The organism is Mycobacterium sp. E2238, from assembly GCF_001672665.1.
Lineage (GTDB): Bacteria > Actinomycetota > Actinomycetes > Mycobacteriales > Mycobacteriaceae > Mycobacterium.
Genome location: NZ_LZKF01000208.1, coordinates 1 through 18,432, shown reverse-complemented (window position 1 = coordinate 18,432; position 18,432 = coordinate 1). Strand labels below are relative to the sequence as shown.

Below are 18,432 nucleotides of genomic sequence, written 5' to 3'. Positions count from 1 at the left end.
CATGACGCTCGTCGCCGTCCCGTTATTCCCCCGGGTGACCGCGCTCGACGCGGTGGGGCCCTACGAAGTGTTGCAACGCATCCCGTCGGTCGAGGTGGTGTTCATCGGCCACCGCCGGGGCGAGGTGCGCACGGAAAACGGGATGCTCGGCCTCAGCTGCGACGCGAGATTCGACGAGGTCACCTCGCCGGACGTGGTGCTGGTCCCCGGCGGGATCGGCACGCGCCGGCTGATCCACGACAACACCATCCGCGAATGGTTACAAGCCGTACACCCGACGACGACCTTCACCACCTCGGTGTGTACCGGTGCGCTGCTGCTGGCCGCCGCCGGCTTGCTCGACGGGCTCACCGCCACGACGCACTGGCGCGCCAGGGACCTGCTCAACGAGCTCGGCGCCCGGTACGTGCCGGACCGGGTCGTCGAGCACCTGCCGCAGCGGCTCATCACCGCGGCGGGGGTGTCCAGCGGCATCGACATGGCCTTGCGGCTGGTCGAGCTCCTGGTCGACCGCCAGGCCGCCCAGGCCGCTCAGCTGCTCATCGAATACGACCCGCAGCCGCCCTTCGATTCGGGTGCCCTGGCCAAGGCCGATCAGGCGACGGTCGACAGGGCCACCGAATACTTGGACGCCCGGCAGTAGCCGGGTTGCTCGAGGGCCCGGATTCGTCGCGCTTTTGGAGGCCGCCGCGCCCATCCGGTAGCCTTGTGCGGTTGCCGACGCAGGCGACCCTCCTGCCACGGAACGACCGTGGCCGTGCAGACCAGAGGAGGTGGTGAGGTTTCCATGCGTCCATACGAAATCATGGTCATTCTTGACCCCACGCTCGACGAGCGCACCGTTGCTCCGTCGTTGGAGACGTTCCTGAACGTCGTCCGGAAAGACGGCGGGACCGTCGAAAAGGTCGACATCTGGGGCCGGCGCCGGCTGGCCTACGAGATCGCCAAGCACGCCGAAGGCATCTATGTCGTCGTCGACCTGAAGGCGGAGCCGGCGACGGTCTCCGAGCTCGACCGCCAGCTGAGCCTCAACGAGTCGGTATTGCGCACCAAGGTGATGCGCACCGACAAGCACTAACACCCGTGGCTGAGTCGCGGGCCCACGGTCGGTGGACTTGCGTAGGCTCAGCGAGGATACGTGCCATTCACCGTCGGAGAAGCGAGTAGCAGGCGGAACGAGGAGGAAACTGTGGCTGGTGACACCACTATCACCGTTGTCGGAAATCTGACCGCCGACCCCGAACTGCGGTTCACCCCGTCCGGTGCCGCCGTCGCGAATTTCACCGTGGCGTCGACCCCGCGAATCTATGACCGCCAGAGCGGGGAATGGAAGGACGGCGAGGCGCTCTTCCTGCGATGCAACATCTGGCGGGAGGCCGCCGAGAACGTGGCCGAGAGCCTCACCCGCGGAGCACGCGTGATCGTGACAGGCCGGCTCAAGCAGCGTTCCTTCGAGACGCGCGAAGGTGAGAAGCGCACCGTCGTCGAGGTCGAGGTCGACGAGATCGGGCCCTCGCTGCGGTACGCCACGGCGAAGGTCAACAAGGCCAGTCGCAGCGGCGGCGGCGGCGGTGGCGGCGGCTTCGGCGGTGGGGGCGGGTCCCGTCAGGGCTCGGCGCCGGCGAGCAGCGCGCCCGCCGACGACCCGTGGGGCAGCGCCCCGGCATCCGGGTCCTTCGGCGGTGGCGACGACGAACCGCCGTTCTAAGAACTTCAACAGTAAGAAACGGAAAGAAAGACAGTCATGGCTAAGTCCAGCAAGCGACGTCCGGCTCCGGAAAAGCCGGTCAAGACGCGGAAGTGTGTCTTCTGCTCGAAAAAGGGGCAAGCGATCGATTACAAGGACACCGCGTTGCTTCGCACCTATATCAGTGAGCGCGGCAAGATCCGGGCGCGGCGCGTCACCGGGAACTGCGTGCAGCACCAGCGTGACATCGCGATCGCGGTGAAGAATGCCCGCGAGGTGGCTCTGCTGCCCTTCACGTCCTCGGCGCGATAGCCGCCGAACCCAAAGCGAAAGTACGAAAACGATGAAGCTGATTCTGACGGCCGACGTCGACCACCTCGGTACCGTCGGCGACACGGTCGAGGTCAAGGACGGCTACGGCCGTAATTTCCTGCTCCCGCGCGGTCTGGCGATCGTCGCCTCGCGTGGTGCGCAGAAGCAGGCCGACGAGATCCGCCGCTCCCGCGAAGGCAAGGCGGTGCGCGACCTCTCACACGCCAACGAACTCAAGGCCGCGATCCAGGCGCTGGGTCCCGTCCAACTGCCGGTGCGGACCGCGGCCGACTCCGGAAAGCTGTTCGGCTCGGTGACGTCCGGTGACGTCGTCGCGGCCATCAAGCAGGCCGGTGGGCCGAACCTGGACAAGCGGATCGTGCGGCTGCCCAAGTCGCACATCAAGGCTGTCGGCACCCACCCGGTGTCCGTGCACCTGCATCCCGAGGTCGATGTCGAGATCGCTCTCGAGGTCGTCGCGGAGAGCTAAGCCTCCAGCGTTTGCTCTTTCCCGGCGGCGGCCATCATCGGCCGCCGCCGGGCTTAGTTGTGCTGCAGTCACGCGCCCGGGCCGCATGGCGGGTGGTCGCGGACGCGCGTCCTAGCGAACTATCGCCCGGGGGTGTTCAGCGGACCCTATTTACCCGGCCGTAACGCTGCGAAAATATGGCCGAAAGCCAACACGCCCGGCGCAGTAACCTGCGACGACACGCCGTAGAGATTCTTGTCCACACGAATTTCGTCGCGTTACATGGCCCTTAACAGCACCGATGTCAGAGCCCCTTGAATTCATACACAGGTTCTACACACCCCACTCAACACAGGTGTCGATGGATATGCACACACGATGCACAGGTTCATGAACAGCGGCCCTTTCACCTACTAGCCAGCAACGTCTAACGTCGTCCCGGCGCATGGCGTGCGAGTGCTGTGGGGCGAAAGTGTCGGCTCCTTGACTTACGCTGACGAAAGCGGTTTTCGAATGTACGTTCGGATGCGTGGCAGGGGAGGAGGGATCCATGGCGGTCGTCGATGACTTGGCGTCGGGCATGGATTCGTCGGCGCCCAGTGAGGACTTCGGCCGTCAACCACCGCAGGATCTCGCGGCGGAGCAGGCGGTGCTGGGCGGCATGCTGCTGAGCAAGGACGCCATCGCCGATGTGCTGGAGCGGTTGCGGCCCGGCGACTTCTACCGCCCCGCGCACCAGAACGTTTACGACGCCATCTTGGACCTCTACGGCCGCGGCGAGCCTGCCGACGCGGTGACCGTGGCCGCGGAACTGGACCGCCGGGGGATGCTGCGCCGCATCGGCGGGGCGCCGTACCTGCACACGCTGATCTCGACTGTGCCCACGGCCGCCAACGCGGGTTACTACGCGACCATCGTGGCCGAGAAGGCGCTGCTGCGCCGGCTGGTGGAGGCCGGCACGCGCGTCGTGCAGTACGGCTACGCGGGCGCCGAGGGCGCCGACGTGGCCGAGGTGGTCGACCGGGCGCAGGCGGAGATCTACGAGGTTGCCGACCGGCGGACGACGGAGGATTTCGTTCCGCTGGAGGACCTGCTGCAGCCGACGATGGACGAGATCGACGCCATCGCCTCCAACGGCGGGGTGGCGCGCGGGGTGCCGACCGGCTTCACCGAACTCGACGAGGTGACCAACGGTCTGCACGCCGGGCAGATGATCATCGTGGCGGCCAGGCCTGGCGTGGGCAAGGCACTCGCATTGGATACGCCGTTGCCCACACCGACCGGCTGGACGACGATGGGCGATGTCGCGGTCGGTGATGAGTTGCTTGGCGCCGACGGACTGCCGACGCGGGTGGTGGCCGCCACCGAGGTGATGCTGGGCCGGCCCTGTTACGAGGTGGAGTTCTCCGACGGGACGGTCATCGTCGCCGACGCGGAGCATCAGTGGCTGACCGAGACGCGCGCGTCCCGGAAGTCGGCGCAGGCGGCCGCCGTCGGCTACAACCGGTATAAGAATCAGCGCACCTTTGCGGCGGTGCGAACGACGGCCGAGATCGCCGACACCGTGCGCTGCAACACGCTGGACCGGCGGCTGAACCACAGCGTGGTCAACGCGCGCGCACTCGACCTGCCGGATCGCGAATTGTTGGTTCCCGCATACACTCTCGGTGCCTGGCTCGGCGACGGCACCAGCGCCGCGGCCCAGATCACCACGGCCGATCCCGAGCTCATTATGCGGATCGAAGCCGACGGCTTCGTCGCGGTCCCATCGAGCTCCGCTCGATACCGTTACCAACTGCGCCTTCCCGCTGATGCCGAGCCGGCTCCTCGGCAGTGCGTGGTATGCGGTAAGGATTTCACCCCCCACACCAGCCAGGTGCGGACTTGCGGACGCTCATGCGGTGGCCGCGCACGGTTTGTCTCCGCTCCCGTGCCGGTTCCCACGTGCGTGCGCTGCGGCGGGCCCTCCTGCGGGCTGCGGTTGTGCCAGAGCTGCCACAACGCCGTGGGGACGTTGCAGGCGCGGCTGCGGACGCTCGGAGTGCTCGGAAACAAGCACATTCCGATGGACTACCTGCGGGCATCCGAGACGCAGCGACGCGCGCTGCTCGCCGGTCTACTCGACACCGACGGGACCGTGACGGGTGGCGGGGCCGTTCAGTTTGCCGTTACCAACCAGCGGCTGGCGTGCGATGTCGCCGAGCTGATCGTGAGCCTCGGCTATCGTTGCCAAACTTCGACCAAGCGAGTGCGAGGCCGCAGCGAATCGTCCAGCATCGCCTACACGCTGACGTTCTCCACCGACGACGCGGTGTTCGGACTACCGCGAAAGGCCCTGCTGCACAAGGAGCGCCGGGCCGCGACCGGAACCGCCCGCACCGGATCACGCTTCATCGTGGATGTCCGCCCAATCAACAGCGTTCCCGTGCGGTGCGTCGAAGTGGACAACGACAGCCACCTGTACCTGGCGAGCAACGCCATGATTCCGACCCATAACTCGACACTGGGATTGGATTTTTTGCGGTCCTGCTCGATCAAGCACCGGCTGGCCAGCGTCATCTTCTCGCTGGAAATGAGCAAGTCCGAGATCGTCATGCGGCTGCTCTCGGCGGAGGCGAAGATCAAACTCGCCGACATGCGTTCCGGGCGCATGAGCGACGACGACTGGACGCGCCTGGCGCGCCGGATGAGCGAAATCAGCGAGGCGCCACTGTATATCGATGACTCGCCGAACCTGACGATGATGGAGATCCGCGCCAAGGCGCGCCGGCTGAAGCAGAAGGCCGACCTGCGTCTGGTGGTCGTCGACTACCTGCAGCTGATGTCGTCGGGAAAGAAGGTCGAGTCGCGCCAACTCGAGGTGTCCGAATTCTCGCGCCAACTCAAGCTGTTGGCCAAGGAGCTCGAGGTGCCGGTGGTGGCGATCAGCCAGCTGAACCGTGGTCCCGAGCAGCGCACCGACAAGAAGCCGATGCTGTCCGACCTCCGTGAGTCGGGATCGCTGGAGCAGGACGCCGACATGGTGATCCTGCTGAACCGGCCGGACGCCTTCGAGCGGGACGATCCGCGCGGGGGAGAGGCGGATTTCATTCTGGCCAAACACCGTAACGGCCCGACCAAGACAGTCACCGTCGCGCATCAGCTGCACTTGTCGCGGTTCTCCAACATGGCGCGGTGACGACGCGGCGCTCGGGGTCTCACGGAACATTTCGGAATCTCGCTGCTGGTGTTCGGCAGAGTCGACAGGTCATTGAAAGCATTCACGGAGCGCCCGCGCGTCAGGCGGATTGCAGGTCACTGCGCCGGGGTGGCTCTGCCAGTACCTGTATCGCCAGGATCTTCCTGCTGCTTGGAAGGGCGGCCTAATTTGTTGTGACCGGTTCGCTGCTGAGCGAAGCGCCGCGCAACGAATGATGGAAGGCGACGCATGTCCGATGACCAATTCACCACGCACACCGGGCTTTTCGATCTGACTGGGAAGAACGCCCTCGTCACCGGTGGCACCAGGGGGATCGGAATGATGATAGCCCGCGGGCTTCTTCAAGCAGGTGCCCGCGTGATCATCAGCTCACGCAACGCAGACGCTTGCGCGGAGGCACAACAGCTGCTGTCCGAGTTCGGCGAGGTGCAGGCGATCCCCGCCGACCTGTCCAGACACGACGAGTGTCAGCGTCTCGCCGACGTCGTCACCATAGGCTCCGACCGCCTAGACATCCTCGTCAACAACGCGGGGGCGATGTGGCGTGAGCCGCTGGCGACTTTCCCCGACGAGGCCTGGGACACCGTCATCGACCTCAACCTGAAATCGCCGTTCTGGCTGGTGCAGGCTCTGCTACCCGCGCTACTCAGCGCGGGCACCCCCGACGACCCCGCGCGGATCATCAACATCGGCAGCATCGCTGCCATCCACGTCGCGCAGTCGCCCAACTACTCGTACGCCAGCAGCAAAGCAGCACTGCATCAGCTCACCCGGGTGCTCGCCAGGGAACTCGGACCCCAGCACGTGACGGTGAATGCGGTAGCGCCAGGAGCATTTCCGTCTCAGATGATGGCGACCACACTCGATGCGATGGGCGATACGATCGCGGCGTCGGCCCCCCTGCGCCGGCTCGGCCGCGACGACGACATGGCAGGTGTCGCCGTCTTCCTCGCCAGCAGGGCTGGGGCCTATCTGACGGGCGCGATCGTCCCGGTCGACGGCGGCATAGCCACGACCGCGTCCGGCACGTAAGCGTGCACGCGGGCTGCCGTGGACACCGGAGCCACGGGCAGCGCAGTCACCGGGGCACCCGCAGGACCTCCCTTCGGTTGCGGGGCTGCCCTACGGTGAGGAAATGGCCACGACGGATTTGCGCACCGAGATCCGGGAGTTTCTCAGCTCGCGTCGCGCCCGCATCGCACCCGAACAGACGTCCCTGCCCGCGTACGGCGGCAACCGCCGGGTTAAAGGTCTGCGGCGCGAGGAGGTAGCGCTGCTAGCAGGGATATCGGTCGATTACTACGTGCGATTGGAGCGCGGCGGCCTCACGAGCGCCTCCCCCGGCGTGCTCGACGCGGTGGCTTCTGCCTTGCAGCTCGACGTGGCGGAGCGTCTGCACCTGTTTCACCTGGCGCGTCGATCCGGGAATCCCAGCGGTACGCGCCGTCGCAAGGCGGACGTGACGGTGCGCCCGGCGCTACAACAGGTGCTTGACGCCATCACCGATGCACCAGCATGGATCCGCAACGCCCGCTTCGACGTGCTCGCCATGAATCAACTTGCCCGCGCGCTGTATTCACCGGTGCTGGCCGGTCCCCGACGGCCCGCGAACATGGCGCGGTTCGTGTATCTAGATCCCGAGGCGGCAAGATCTCTCTTCGTCGACTACGACCAGATCGTTTGTGATGTCGCGGCGAAGCTACGCATGGAAGCCGGCCGCAATCCGCACGACGACGAGCTGATCGCCCTAGTCGGCGAACTCTCAACGTGCAGTGAGCTATTCCGGCGGCGGTGGGCATCTCATGATGTGCGGGTACTGCGGTCCGGACGCAAGCGTGTGCACCACCCGATCGTCGGCCGGCTCGACCTGGACTACGAGTCCATGGAACTGGCCGCCGAACCCGACCTGCACCTCAACGTCTACACCGCAGCCGCGGGCACGCCGACCGCTGACGGTCTAGCCGTCCTGGCATCGTGGGCGGCGAGTCAAAAGACTCTCGCGACTGAGCTTTTGATGCCCAACGGATAGTTGAACAATGTGGTTGAGCAAGTCTGCTAGGCCCTAGTGACCTTAGGGCGTGGTCTCGGTGGTGCGCGTCCGGGAACTTGTCGGAGGCTGCGTGCATGCTGGTGCGCAACCACGACGAAAGGGAACGGCGATGTGCTGGCAATGCGACAATCCAGACGGCACAACCGAGCAATACCTGGACGCACTGCGTGCAATCATGCGCGAACACGGTTGGGCGGTTCAGTATGTCGAGAGCGAAAATAGACCGTTCGCCTACACGGTCGGGCTACACGATCGAGGGCTACCAGAGTTATTGATGACAGGTTTGCCCGCCGACACGGCTTGTCGCGTGCTGAATTCCATTGCTCACATGATCGTCGACGACCACACCGTGCTGGCACCGGCGATGCACATCGACTACCAAGACAGGTTTCTTATCGAGGTGGTCGAGGTCGAGCATCCCGACGTCCACTTGAAGTTCGCGGTCGAATTCTTCGGCCCACGGGTTCGTGCCCTGCAATTGGTTTGGGCTGACGAGAAGGGCCGTTGGCCTTGGGATGCGCGGTGGGGACATGGCCGGCGTCGGCAGCCGGTCCTCGGCGTTCGCGCAGCTTGGCCAAGCTCGGCCGCCTAACCGTGGCCGCCAGCACCTGCAGTCGGCAAGCAGAAATTCCGCGCGTTTTGCTGCACCACCGCAGCAGCCGCTTGGGATGGTCAATCACACAGGCAATCAAGGTGTTTCGGGCCCGTGCGCCCGCTGACGCGGGCCGATTGCATACCGTCCCCGCGGGGCCGGTCAGCGGAAGCGGATGTTCAACGTCGCCAAGCCGAAGATTTTGCGGCCACCGGATTTAGCGCCGACGATGATCACACCGGCGCGGGTCTCCGGGTCCAGCGACTTGATCCGGCCGCTGTATTCGATGTCCGCACCGCCGGCGGCCGACACGACAGCGGGCTGCGACAATCGCACCGCATAGCGGGTCACCGCACCGGGGTCGCCCGACCATGCGGAGGCGAACGCGGCACCCAAACCCATGGTGAGCATGCCGTGGGCGATCACATCGGGCTGGCCTGCCAGCTTGGCGACGTTCTCGTCCCAGTGCAGCGGGTTGGCGTCGCCGGCCACGCCGGCATAGTTCACCAGGTCGCCGCGGGACAGCCGGGCGTGGTGCACCGGCAGCTCATCGCCGACCTTGAGGTCATCGAAGGAGATGGTGCCCGGGATGCGTTGCGTGCCGCCCTGCGCTATCCGCACGTCGGCCTCGGGACGTTCCGTCTTGCGGTATGCCGCTTCGGAGGTATCGATCCCGGCGAGATTCACGTCGTGCATCACCACGTTCTCCGCGGCAGTCAGCATCGCTGGATCGACGTCGTCCGCGGTGACTCCGACGACGGTCGTGTGCATGGTGTGCACCCGTTCGCCGGCCGAGTCCGTGAACGTGTTGGTCACAGTGATCAGATCCCTGCCGGCGATTCTGCGCACCGATGACAGCTCGACGTCAGTGTGCAGTTCATCGCCGGCCACGATCGGCCGGTGCTGCTCGAAGACTTCTTCGGTCTGGAGGTACATGTCGTAACCGACGACCACCGATTCGAACAGGTGCCGGTTGGCGACCATGCCGGGGATCGACGTGAACGTCAGCGGCGCCACCAGGCCCGAATAGCCGAGTTTCGCGGCGGCCGCGACATCCCAGTGCGCGGGTTGATAGTCCTGCACCGCGCGCGCATACTCGCGCACCTTCTCAGAGGAGACCCGGTAGCTGTCGTCGACTCGGTAGTAGTGGCCGACGCGTGATTCGAGCGTTGACTTTTCTGCTGCTGCGGTCATGAATTGCTCAACTTTTCTATCGCCCGGTTCGCGGCGGCCGACCAAGGCACCCTAACGTGCCGACATCCAGCCGGTAACGCCGCTGTGGAGCACCGGCCGGCTGCCGGCCATTATGCGGCCCGTAGCGTCTCCGACCATGACCGTTTATGCCCTGAACCTCTTTAATATCGCCGATGCCGACGAGTACCGCGCATACTCACGCCGGTCACCCGCCGAGGTGGCGAGGCACGGCGGTCGGGTCGTCGCGCTCGGGAGCTTCCAGCATGCGGTTGTCGGCGACATCGAGCCGCGGCAAGTCCTGGTACTCGTGGAATGGGAATCACGCGAGGCGTTCGACAACTACTGCAACGACCCGGAAATCGCCGATCTGCATCCGCATCGTGAGAACGGATCATCGGGATACATTTGGCATCTTTTCGACCGCCTCGACGACCTCAGGCCGATCCTGAACGCGGCTCATTAGCCGAAGCCGGGAACGCATCGGGTGGTCGGCGCTACAGCTGATCTTTAGCCGGTGCGCAGACGGTCCACCGTCCTTCTTCCTTGCGGAAGTACATAGTCTGCGATTGGTTGTCCTGGAACAGGAGGTTTGCAGACGCCGCGTTGCCGCGCACCACGACACCCCCGATCTTGAATTTTGGTTTGGCCGCGTTGGCCACCTCGCCTCCCGGGTCTGCTACGGAATCCAGATACGGCTCAGCTTCCTCGCGGCACATTAGCCCGGCGATTTCTTGCGGTTTACCCTTGCTGACCGATTCGGAGAAGGCGTTGATCAACGCTTTGATCTTGGTGGAGTCGCTGTTGTGGTAGTGGTGGTACGCCGCGATGGTCGCGATGCCGCCGCCGACGGCGATCACGATGACCGCGAGCGCGGCATACAACCAGCCGTTTCTACGTCGGCGCGGCGGCGCAGGCGGGGGTGGCCCCCACCAGCCGCCGGCCGGCGGTGCCCACGGCCCGGGCTGCGGTGTGGGCGCCCCATATATCGGTTGCGGTAGGGGCGGCGGCCCATAGGGCGGCTGTGGCGGCCAGGACGCTCCGCCGGGCGGGTTACCGTGATTGGGCGTTGTCATATTGGGGCTCAGTCGATTTCATCGAATTGGGCGGTCATGGTCTCATCAAGCAGTGTGCCGAAATCCTCTGGGTCCTCGGGCACCCCGCCGTAGACGGTGACGGCCTGACCGGGGGGAAGGTCGGGTGAGAGGCATACGTGTGAGCCCGCGGTGGTGGCCAGGAGCAGCAGGCGCGTGGGGTCTACCGCGTCTCGCGGCCAGTTGGATTCCGGTAGCCCCTCTGGGCACCCCAGGTATTCGGCGTAGGTCTGCAGGTGCCGAGGTTGAATGGGGCCGTTGGACATCCAGTCGGGGCCGACGAAGCCTGCGTGCGTCTCGCGGTAGAAGCGGCGCACGGCGTCGGGGATCGCTTCGGCGAACCGCAACTCGGTGGTGTTGCACAGCGCCGGGTCCCAGCCGATCCAGCAGACGACATGCCGCCGGCCGGCGTCGTAATGCTCGATGGCGTAGACCAGGACCGCTTCCCCCATGACGTGGCCGAGTCGGACGTCCGCGAGTTCGGTCTGGAATGCGCGGGCAAAGGTGGGAACCAGGTCCAGAAAGTCGTTGTTCCACAGCGACACCGCTGCCACGCGCCGGGCTTCCGCCGCATCGGACTGCGCGATCGGCCGCCAGGATTCCGGCACATCGGCAGTGCGTCCGATTTCGGCGAGGATGACCGGCTCGGAGTGGGTGACCCTTCCGAGAATCGCCTCGATTTCCGTGATTTCCACTGTCATCGGCTGGGCGGGAGTGTCGTGAGCAATTGGTTGATCAGGTCTTGCAGCGTCGCGCGGGTGTCATTCTCCAGTTGTATTTGCTCCTGGACCCACTTGGGGTCGGCGTCACCGATCCTGGCGACACTGTCCGAATTCTTCATGCCATTGGCATAGGCCGACAGCCATTGCAAATTTCGTGGCGAGTTGGCCACCACGTACATGTACTCGGCGGGCAGGTTGAGAAAGCCGGGCACGTACATCAGCTGAGCGATCGGAACAATATGGTCCACGACGACCGCGGGTCGCGAGGGATCGGTCGCCATGCCCGGTATCGGCGCGCCGTTGCGCGCCGGGTCGGGAGTGCCGACGCTCGGTTTGCTCTGCCCCTGCAGTACCAGATCATCAGGCCAAGGCCCCTTTTGACGCAGCTGCTTGAAGACTGGCTGCATCGGGGGAGCAACCGCTACCCCGCCCAGCGAATTCCTGGGCGGCGGGGCAGGCGGCGCATAACCCGGCGGCAGCCCGGCCTTCGCGGCGTTGATCTTGTCGATCCGGTCCTGGGAAGGTCTCGGCAGCGTTCCATGGTCGGCCAATTTGGCTATGACTGCCGCGCAACTGCTGAGATTCGCTTGCGCCTGACTGCCGCGGGCATTCAGTTGGGCGGCTTCGGCATCGTAAGCGTCGGCCGCTGCCTGCTCCCTCGGCACGACGAAGTCATGGGGTTGGGCGTTGTGGCGGGCGATCTCGGCATTTACCGAATCGAGGGCCCGCTGCTGGGACTCACAACCCTGCGGAGGTCCCGGTGCGGCAGCACCGGGCGCTATGGACATCTCACCCGTAAGGCCGAAAAGGAACAGGACCGCGGCCAACACGAAGACCAGCGACCGGACAGCCGCCGGCAGCGCCACCCGACTTATCGGCTTGTCACGCTTCATCTCGATGCGAGGTTACCCATTTTCTGTTGCCGACCCGCGGTGACGTTGTAGCCGAAGGCGCGGGCGCTTCGGCCGCCGGGTCAAAGTAGTCGGGGTTTGCTGTCACTTTTCGGCGCATCTCGACAACGCCGCGCTATGGACATCGATTCGCGATCGATGCGTCGAAGCACTACTTTTCCTATCGTGATCTCGTCAGCTGCCAGTGTCCTCGCGCGGTGGATTACTCCCGTCCTGACCATCGCGGCGCTTGCCGGCATGGGCCCCCTGCACGTTGCCCCAGCTCCCGCGGTGCGCTTGGCCAGCGACGGGGATCCGCTGGCCGGAGCGCCGTTCTACGTCAATCCCAACTCGGCGGCCATGCGCGCAGCGCAGAGCGCCGACCCGCCGAGCGCCGAGTTGACCGCGATCGCCAACACGCCGCAGGCGTACTGGATCGTCCCGGGCTCGTCGGCGTCCACCGTCGGGAAATACGTCGGCGACGCGAATGCCGCCGGCGCCATCCCGGTCCTGGCGATCTATGGAATCCCGCACCGCGATTGCGGCAGCTTCGCCGCGGGCGGCATGGGGTCGGCGGACGACTACCGCGGGTGGATCGACGGCATCGCATCCGGCGTGGGCGCCTCCCGGGTCGCGGTCGTCCTCGAACCCGACGCGCTCGCTATGGCCGATTGCCTGTCGGCCGATCAGCGCCAAGAACGCTACGACATGATCCGCTACGCGGTCGACACACTGACGCGGGATCCCAACGCGGCCGTCTACGTCGATGCCGGTCACTTGCGCTGGCACAGCGCCGAGGACATGGCCGCGAGGCTCAACCAGGCCGGCGTCGGCCACGCGCGAGGTTTCAGCGTCAACACGGCGAACTTCTTCACCACCGAAGACGAAATCGGCTACGGCGAAGCGATTTCGGGGCTCACAAACGGATCGCACTATGTGATCGATACGTCACGTAATGGCGCCGGGCCTGCGCCCGACTCCGAGCTCAACTGGTGCAATCCCAGCGGCCGCGCGCTGGGCACCCCGCCGACCGCGGCTACGGCCGGGGCGCACGCCGACGCCTACCTGTGGATCAAACGCCCCGGCGAGTCCGACGGGTCATGCGGCAAAGGTGATCCCGCAGCGGGCACCTTCGTGAGCCAGTACGCGATCGATCTGGCTCGTAAGGGTGGCCAGTAGTCGCGAGGCTGCACACGGGCAGGCGCGGCACTCGCGCGTCCGTGCAGCTACCGTACGAACGGCTCGCAGAGTGAGGTTCTCAACCCCTAACCACTGACGGTGAACATTCTTGGCGGCAGGTTCAAACCGCCAGCGAGCGTCAATCGCTGGCGTTACGCTCGGTGAATCAGCCAGGAGATTCGAGTTAGACATGAGCCATCTTGAGCGTCTCATCGGTGGGTTCATTGCAGCCGTCGCGTTGCTGATCGCCGCCAGCAACTTCCTCGGGTTACCCACCGCGTCCGCTGATCCGGTCTGCGGTGTGCCGGGAACGCCGCCGTGTGCGGGTCCTAGTCCGTTGACGCCCGAGCAGCAGTGCGCCTTCATCGCGTGGCGATCGATGATGCCGTGCAACTGGCTTGGGGTGCAAGTGCCCGCGGGCACGCCCGGCAGTTGGGACAACCCGCCAGCACCGCCGCCTCCAGCGCCGCCACCACCGCCACCCCAGCCCTGACCCTCCGCCTGCCGGACGTCAGATCTTCAAATAGCCCTTGTCGGCGGGAATTTGGGCGGCGGTGACCAACGACGAGGCGTCGCTGGCAAGCCAGACCACGATGTCGGAGATCAGGCCGGGTGCCGCCAGTGAGTCCGTCGGCAGCGCGCCCGGCGAGAAGCTGTGGATGTAATGCGGATGGTCCTGGAATACCTGGTACATCGACAGGTCGTTGCCCATCGGGGTGTCGGTGCCGTACGGGTGCACCGAGTTCACGCGGATACCGAATTCGCCGAGTTCGATCGCCAGCGAGTTGGTGAGGCCGACCACTCCGAATTTGCTTGCACAGTAGTGTCCGCAGCCCGGGGCGGCTTTGATTCCCGCCGCGGAGCTGATGTTGATGATCGATCCGCCGTTACCGGCCGCGATCATCGGCGGCACAACGGATTTCATGGTGTTCCACAGCCCGGTGAGGTTTGTGTCGATGATTTCTTGCCATTGCTTGGCCGAAATCTCCCACAGGCGGCCCCAATTCAGCACGCCGGCGTTGGCGACGACGATGTCGAGTCGGCCGAATTGCTCGATCGCATTCGCCACGACCCGTTGCTGGCCGGCCAAGTCACGCACGTCCACCTCCGCGGCGAGCATTTTGCGCCCCTCGCCTTCCACCAGGCTGACGGTCTCGGCCAGGTCTTCCGGGAGCGCGGGGGGATAGCCGTTGTGTTCGGCGACGGGCGCGCACGCGTCGATCGCGACGATGTCGGCGCCCGCCCGGGCGAGGCGGACGCAGTGGGAGCGGCCCTGGCCGCGGGCGGCCCCGGTCACGTAGGCGACTCTGCCGGCTAGCGGCGCGGCGGGATCGGTCATGCCGACAACTCCTTTGAGTACGACGCTGGCTTAAACTGGCCGCCGCGAACAGCCTTCGTCACCGACAGCTTCCAGCGCCATTTGCGCACCTTAGCGACACGTGTTCAAGCTGGTCAACGCTTCACTGAGCGGCCGACACAAGCGGGCACGTTTTCGATCACCGTGATTGCGATAGGAATGCCCGCGCGGGCGGATTGGTTGGTTGACCTTATGCCCACCGGAATCATTCTCATGGCCCGCCCTGATGCTGCCAACCTGGTCGACGACGTGATCGCCCAGGCCCGAGAAGCCTACGGACACGGAGTCACCCAGGTGTGGCTGCCTCAGCAGCAGAACTATGACGCGATCGCGCTAGCGGCGCTCGTCGGGGCTGCCGTGCCCGGCCTGGGCGTGGGAACGTCGGTGGTCCCGATCAATCCGCGCCACCCGCTGATCGTCGCTTCGTTGGCGCAAACCGCACAGGCCGCTGCGCACGGCAACTTCAGCCTTGGGCTCGGGCTGGGTGCCCGCCAGATCGAACGCGAGGCCTTCGGCACCGACTGGTCGAACACCATCACCCGATTGCGGGAGCATCTGACGATCCTCGGGTCGGTGTTCAACAACGCCGCAGTCGATTTCCACGGCAGCGAACTCAGCGCGAGCCCGACCTGGCCGGTACAGGTTCCGGGCGGGACGCCCATCCCCGTGTATGTGGCGGCGATGGGCCCAAAGGCGTTGCGGGTCACCGGCGAACTGGCAGACGGAACATTGCCGTATCTGGCCGGGCCCCGGACCATCGGCGAATTCATCGTGCCGGAGATCACGAAGGCGGCGGCCGATGCGGGTCGCCCCGCGCCGCGCGTCATCGCCGCCGTTCCGGTGCTGTTGTCCGACGATGTCGAGGCCGCCGAGGCCGTCGCCGCGCAACAGCTGAGCATGTACGAGAGCATCCCGTCGTATCGCAACGTAATCGCCAGGGAAGGAGTCGCCAGCATCACCGAGCTCGCCGCCATCGGACCCGAGGAACGTGTCGTGCGGCAGCTACGCCGTTATCGCGATGCGGGCGCCACCGACGTGGTGATCAGCCCGATCGACCGCTCAGCGTCTGCGGACCGGGCAGCGTTATGGAGACTCACCGCCGCGCTGTGAACCGCCACTCGCACCGGCATGGCCGTGCGACGGTTACCGGATGACAAGCGTCACCGTGCCGTCTGTCGCCGCAAGGATTCGAGCCCACGCCTTGCCCGAGGCACCGGAACGATTCGCGCGCGAGGCCGCGCCGTTCGGAGCCATCACGTCGAATCGTCTGCGAGAGCAGGGAATTCGGCAGTGGGTGGCGCTGCGCCGGAGCTAGGGTCAGTCCGCGGCGGCCAGCACGTCACGCACTGCATCGTCGACCGTGCTCAACAATTCGGGATCTATGCCTGCGCGGCCGCGAACCAGAACCGATGCGTTATTGGCCGGCGGCAGTCCCTCGGCCGGGCACAGCCCGTCGGGCAGCTTGCCGATCGTCGGCAGCAACGCCACTCCGAGCCCCGACCGTACCGCCGCGTACAGTCCGGACAGATCGCCGCACTCGGCAGCAATTTCATAGGGGATGCCGTGGTTTTCGAGGATGGCGAAGGCCGGCTCACGCAAGGTGCACGGCTCGGAGAAGATCACCAGTTGCAGTGGTTCGCGCGCGGGCACGGCCAGCGTCCGCGCCGAAATCCATTGCAGGCGAACGATCCCGGAGGCGTTGGCGCGGTCCAAGCCCGCCCCGTCGAGCATGATCGCCAAGTCGACCAGCCCGCGTTCGATCGAGTCGGCCAGGGACACGTTGCGGTCCAGCCGGAAGCGCACCCGCCGGTCGGGAAGCCGATCCCGCAGCACGCCGGTCAGTCCGGACAGCATCACGTCCGCGCCGTGCTCGGTGGCCCCGATCGTCAAAAGCTTGGGTTCGGTGGCGCCCAGGTCGTCAAGCGCGGTGTCGTGCGCGGCCAGTATCGCGCGGGCGTGTCGCAGCGCCTTCAGGCCAATCTCGGTGAACACGATGCCGCGCCCGGAGCGCTGGATCAGCGGCTGGCCGACCACGGTCTCGACTTTCCGCAGGTGCTGGCTCACCGCGGACTGACTCAGATGCAGCGCCGCGGCGGCGCGGTGAAACCCGCCGCAGTCGGCGACCGCGACGAGGCTGCGCAGCGGCGCGATGTCGAGCACCTGGGTCATAGCTGCACCATAGTCCGATTAGCAAATTCGATCAATCGGCACGTTGTTCAAACGAAATTCAAGACACGAACCGCGTTATCGATAAGGCATTGCGATCAATCGTGATCAGCAATAATCGTTGGACTGCGGGGGTCGGTCTGGGCCAGCATGGGTCGCATGGACTTGCCCCGGATGCCGCTGACCACCGCGTCGGCGGTGACGTTCTTCTACGCGCTCGGCTATCCCATCGGAGTGCTGGCGGTGACCGCCATGGCGCCCATGGCCGCGCTGGTGCTGCGATTCGGTTTGGCCGCAATGATTCTGGCGATCTGGGCCGCGCTGGCCAAGGCGCCCTGGCCGCGAGGAGCGCAGCTCGGCCACGTCGCGGTGGTCGGCCTGCTCATCCAAGCCGTGCAGTTCTGCTGCCTCTACGAGGCCGTCCAGCTCGGATCGCCAGCGGTGCTGTGTGCGGTGGTGATCGCGATGAACCCCGTCGCCACGGCCATCCTGGCCGCCGTGTTCTTGCGCGAGCCGCTGGGATGGCACCGGGTGGCCGCGCTCGGCTTCGGTGTCGTCGCGGTGTTGGCCGCATGCGCGCGAAGGCTTGCGGCCACCCATGGGGTCGACCCGGTCATCGTGCTGCTTGGGGTTGGGTTGCTTGGGCTTTCGGCCGGCGGCGTCTATCAGCAGCGGTTCTGTGCCGGTGTCGACTTTCGGACGATGAGCGCACTGCAGAATGCGGTCGGGCTGCTTCCCGCCGCGGCGCTGGCGATGCTGACGCCGTTCACCGTGCACGACGGGCGGCAGGCCGTGATCGCGGTCGCCGGCATGGTGCTGCTGAATGCGACGCTGGCGGTGAGCCTCTACGTCCGCGCCATCAATACCCACGGCGCGGGGGCGGTGGCAATGCTGTTCGCCGTAATTCCAGCGGTCGCCGGGGTGCTGTCGTGGCTCATCCTGGGTCAACGACCGGACGCCGGCGTCGCGGTCGGCCTGGTCTTGGGCGGCTTCGCCTGCTGGCTCAACAGCAGGGCGTCCCGGCCTCGTCGCGCGACGAAGGAGAGTGCTGAATCCATCCGGACCTGGGAGGGGTCTCCGGTTGGCCAGCCGGTTCATGCGTCGTGCGGGCCGTCGACGTCGCGAAGGTAGTACCCGCTCGGGCTTCGGATTTGCCGCGATGCCAAGCCATTCGGCCGACCGAGGGTGGCGGGCGGACGGCGGCGATCCGGATTCTCGGCGATGTGGCAGCCGTCTCCGAGAAGTGGACAGCCATGCGCCCGGCCCCGCACACTGCGGCTACGGTGATCTCTATGACGCCGGCCAGCCGTTCCTCCGCAAAGCCGGTAAAGCGCCGCCGCCGAGACCCCGACGCGAGCGGCGATGTTTTCCATGCTGACCGCGTGGTAGCCGAGCTCGCTGAAAGCGTCTGAGGCGGCCCGGGCGATCTGCGCCTTGCGGTCTTTGGGGCGGCGCTTTACCGGCTTTGCGGAGGAACGGCTGGCCGGCGTCATAGAGATCACCGTAGCCGCAGTGTGCGGGGCC

Annotated in this window: 20 protein-coding genes and 1 pseudogene; 14 read left to right on the top strand and 7 right to left on the bottom strand. The window is 65.9% G+C overall.

From position 1 onward, the window contains the following. The first annotated feature begins 1 nt into the window (after position 1). From A5711_RS19175 to A5711_RS19135, 9 genes are all read left to right on the top strand, one after another. Entirely contained in the window at positions 2–643 is a 642-nt protein-coding gene (locus A5711_RS19175; protein WP_067949282.1) for a DJ-1/PfpI family protein, read from the top strand. Positions 644–787: 144 nt separating this feature from the next. Beyond that, the gene (rpsF, locus tag A5711_RS19170) at positions 788–1,078 is read left to right on the top strand and encodes a 30S ribosomal protein S6 (protein ID WP_036362157.1); all 291 of its coding nucleotides are present in this window, start codon (positions 788–790) and stop codon (positions 1,076–1,078) included. 111 nt (positions 1,079–1,189) lie between these two features. Beyond that, entirely contained in the window at positions 1,190–1,708 is a 519-nt protein-coding gene (locus tag A5711_RS19165; RefSeq protein WP_067928345.1) for a single-stranded DNA-binding protein, read from the top strand. 36 nt (positions 1,709–1,744) lie between these two features. Then, complete coding sequence (gene rpsR / locus A5711_RS19160; protein WP_066950849.1) at positions 1,745–1,999, top strand: 30S ribosomal protein S18; 255 nt, start codon at positions 1,745–1,747, stop codon at positions 1,997–1,999. 31 nt (positions 2,000–2,030) lie between these two features. Next, positions 2,031–2,489, top strand: a complete 459-nt coding sequence (rplI, locus tag A5711_RS19155; protein ID WP_067949255.1) for a 50S ribosomal protein L9 — start codon at positions 2,031–2,033, stop codon at positions 2,487–2,489. Positions 2,490–3,018: 529 nt separating this feature from the next. Next, complete coding sequence (dnaB, locus tag A5711_RS19150; RefSeq protein WP_067949253.1) at positions 3,019–5,646, top strand: replicative DNA helicase; 2,628 nt, start codon at positions 3,019–3,021, stop codon at positions 5,644–5,646. A 249-nt stretch (positions 5,647–5,895) separates the two neighbouring features. Continuing rightward, the gene (locus A5711_RS19145) at positions 5,896–6,699 is read left to right on the top strand and encodes an SDR family oxidoreductase (RefSeq protein ID WP_067949251.1); all 804 of its coding nucleotides are present in this window, start codon (positions 5,896–5,898) and stop codon (positions 6,697–6,699) included. A gap of 103 nt (positions 6,700–6,802) precedes the next feature. Further along, positions 6,803–7,696 carry a helix-turn-helix domain-containing protein gene (locus A5711_RS19140; RefSeq protein ID WP_067949249.1) on the top strand — a complete coding sequence of 298 codons (894 nt, stop codon included), beginning with the start codon at positions 6,803–6,805 and terminating at the stop codon, positions 7,694–7,696. A gap of 49 nt (positions 7,697–7,745) precedes the next feature. Further along, positions 7,746–8,309 (top strand): DUF4262 domain-containing protein, encoded by a 564-nt coding sequence (locus tag A5711_RS19135; RefSeq protein ID WP_369829949.1) that lies wholly within the window; start codon positions 7,746–7,748, stop codon positions 8,307–8,309. Between the two features lie 162 nt (positions 8,310–8,471). Here the strand turns inward: A5711_RS19135 and A5711_RS19130 are convergent, their stop codons facing one another. Continuing rightward, the gene (locus tag A5711_RS19130) at positions 8,472–9,503 is read right to left on the bottom strand and encodes a fused (3R)-hydroxyacyl-ACP dehydratase subunits HadA/HadB (RefSeq protein ID WP_067949245.1); all 1,032 of its coding nucleotides are present in this window, start codon (positions 9,501–9,503) and stop codon (positions 8,472–8,474) included. A 136-nt stretch (positions 9,504–9,639) separates the two neighbouring features. On the opposite strand from A5711_RS19130, the gene A5711_RS19125 reads away from it, so the two are divergent. After that, positions 9,640–9,966 carry a DUF1330 domain-containing protein gene (locus tag A5711_RS19125; protein ID WP_082975774.1) on the top strand — a complete coding sequence of 109 codons (327 nt, stop codon included), beginning with the start codon at positions 9,640–9,642 and terminating at the stop codon, positions 9,964–9,966. Positions 9,967–9,997: 31 nt separating this feature from the next. Here the strand turns inward: A5711_RS19125 and A5711_RS19120 are convergent, their stop codons facing one another. The 3 genes from A5711_RS19120 to A5711_RS26960 all read right to left on the bottom strand — a co-directional run bounded on the left by A5711_RS19120 (position 9,998) and on the right by A5711_RS26960 (position 12,209). Next, complete coding sequence (locus A5711_RS19120) at positions 9,998–10,384, bottom strand: hypothetical protein (protein ID WP_067949240.1); 387 nt, start codon at positions 10,382–10,384, stop codon at positions 9,998–10,000. Positions 10,385–10,584: 200 nt separating this feature from the next. Next, a complete protein-coding gene (locus tag A5711_RS19115) occupies positions 10,585–11,295 on the bottom strand; it encodes a hypothetical protein (protein WP_156744997.1) in 711 nt (236 codons plus the stop codon). Further along, positions 11,292–12,209: a hypothetical protein gene (locus A5711_RS26960; RefSeq protein ID WP_068119881.1), complete on the bottom strand. Its 918-nt coding sequence runs from the start codon at positions 12,207–12,209 to the stop codon at positions 11,292–11,294. The genes A5711_RS19115 and A5711_RS26960 overlap by 4 nt, the downstream gene beginning before the upstream one ends. A 183-nt stretch (positions 12,210–12,392) precedes the next feature. Between A5711_RS26960 and A5711_RS19100 the strand changes: the two genes are divergently transcribed. Continuing rightward, the gene (locus A5711_RS19100; RefSeq protein ID WP_197520120.1) at positions 12,393–13,385 is read left to right on the top strand and encodes a glycoside hydrolase family 6 protein; all 993 of its coding nucleotides are present in this window, start codon (positions 12,393–12,395) and stop codon (positions 13,383–13,385) included. Positions 13,386–13,575: 190 nt separating this feature from the next. Continuing rightward, on the top strand, positions 13,576–13,878 hold the full coding sequence (locus tag A5711_RS26460) for a hypothetical protein (protein WP_082953542.1): 303 nt from the start codon (positions 13,576–13,578) through the stop codon (positions 13,876–13,878). 18 nt (positions 13,879–13,896) lie between these two features. Here A5711_RS26460 and A5711_RS19095 read toward each other — a convergent pair whose 3' ends face one another. After that, on the bottom strand, positions 13,897–14,724 hold the full coding sequence (locus A5711_RS19095) for a mycofactocin-coupled SDR family oxidoreductase (RefSeq protein ID WP_067949232.1): 828 nt from the start codon (positions 14,722–14,724) through the stop codon (positions 13,897–13,899). A gap of 210 nt (positions 14,725–14,934) precedes the next feature. Between A5711_RS19095 and A5711_RS19090 the strand changes: the two genes are divergently transcribed. After that, positions 14,935–15,852, top strand: a complete 918-nt coding sequence (locus A5711_RS19090; protein ID WP_067949276.1) for an LLM class F420-dependent oxidoreductase — start codon at positions 14,935–14,937, stop codon at positions 15,850–15,852. Between the two features lie 207 nt (positions 15,853–16,059). Here A5711_RS19090 and A5711_RS19085 read toward each other — a convergent pair whose 3' ends face one another. Continuing rightward, positions 16,060–16,911: a LysR family transcriptional regulator gene (locus A5711_RS19085; protein WP_067949230.1), complete on the bottom strand. Its 852-nt coding sequence runs from the start codon at positions 16,909–16,911 to the stop codon at positions 16,060–16,062. A 171-nt stretch (positions 16,912–17,082) separates the two neighbouring features. Here A5711_RS19085 and A5711_RS19080 point away from each other — a divergent pair, with 171 nt between their 5' ends. Beyond that, positions 17,083–18,039 carry a DMT family transporter gene (locus tag A5711_RS19080; protein WP_082973842.1) on the top strand — a complete coding sequence of 319 codons (957 nt, stop codon included), beginning with the start codon at positions 17,083–17,085 and terminating at the stop codon, positions 18,037–18,039. Positions 18,040–18,230: 191 nt separating this feature from the next. On the opposite strand, the pseudogene A5711_RS26455 reads toward A5711_RS19080, so the two are convergent. Further along, positions 18,231–18,401 (bottom strand): annotated as a pseudogene (locus A5711_RS26455) (TetR/AcrR family transcriptional regulator); the annotation flags it as partial. Positions 18,402–18,432: the final 31 nt, after the last annotated feature.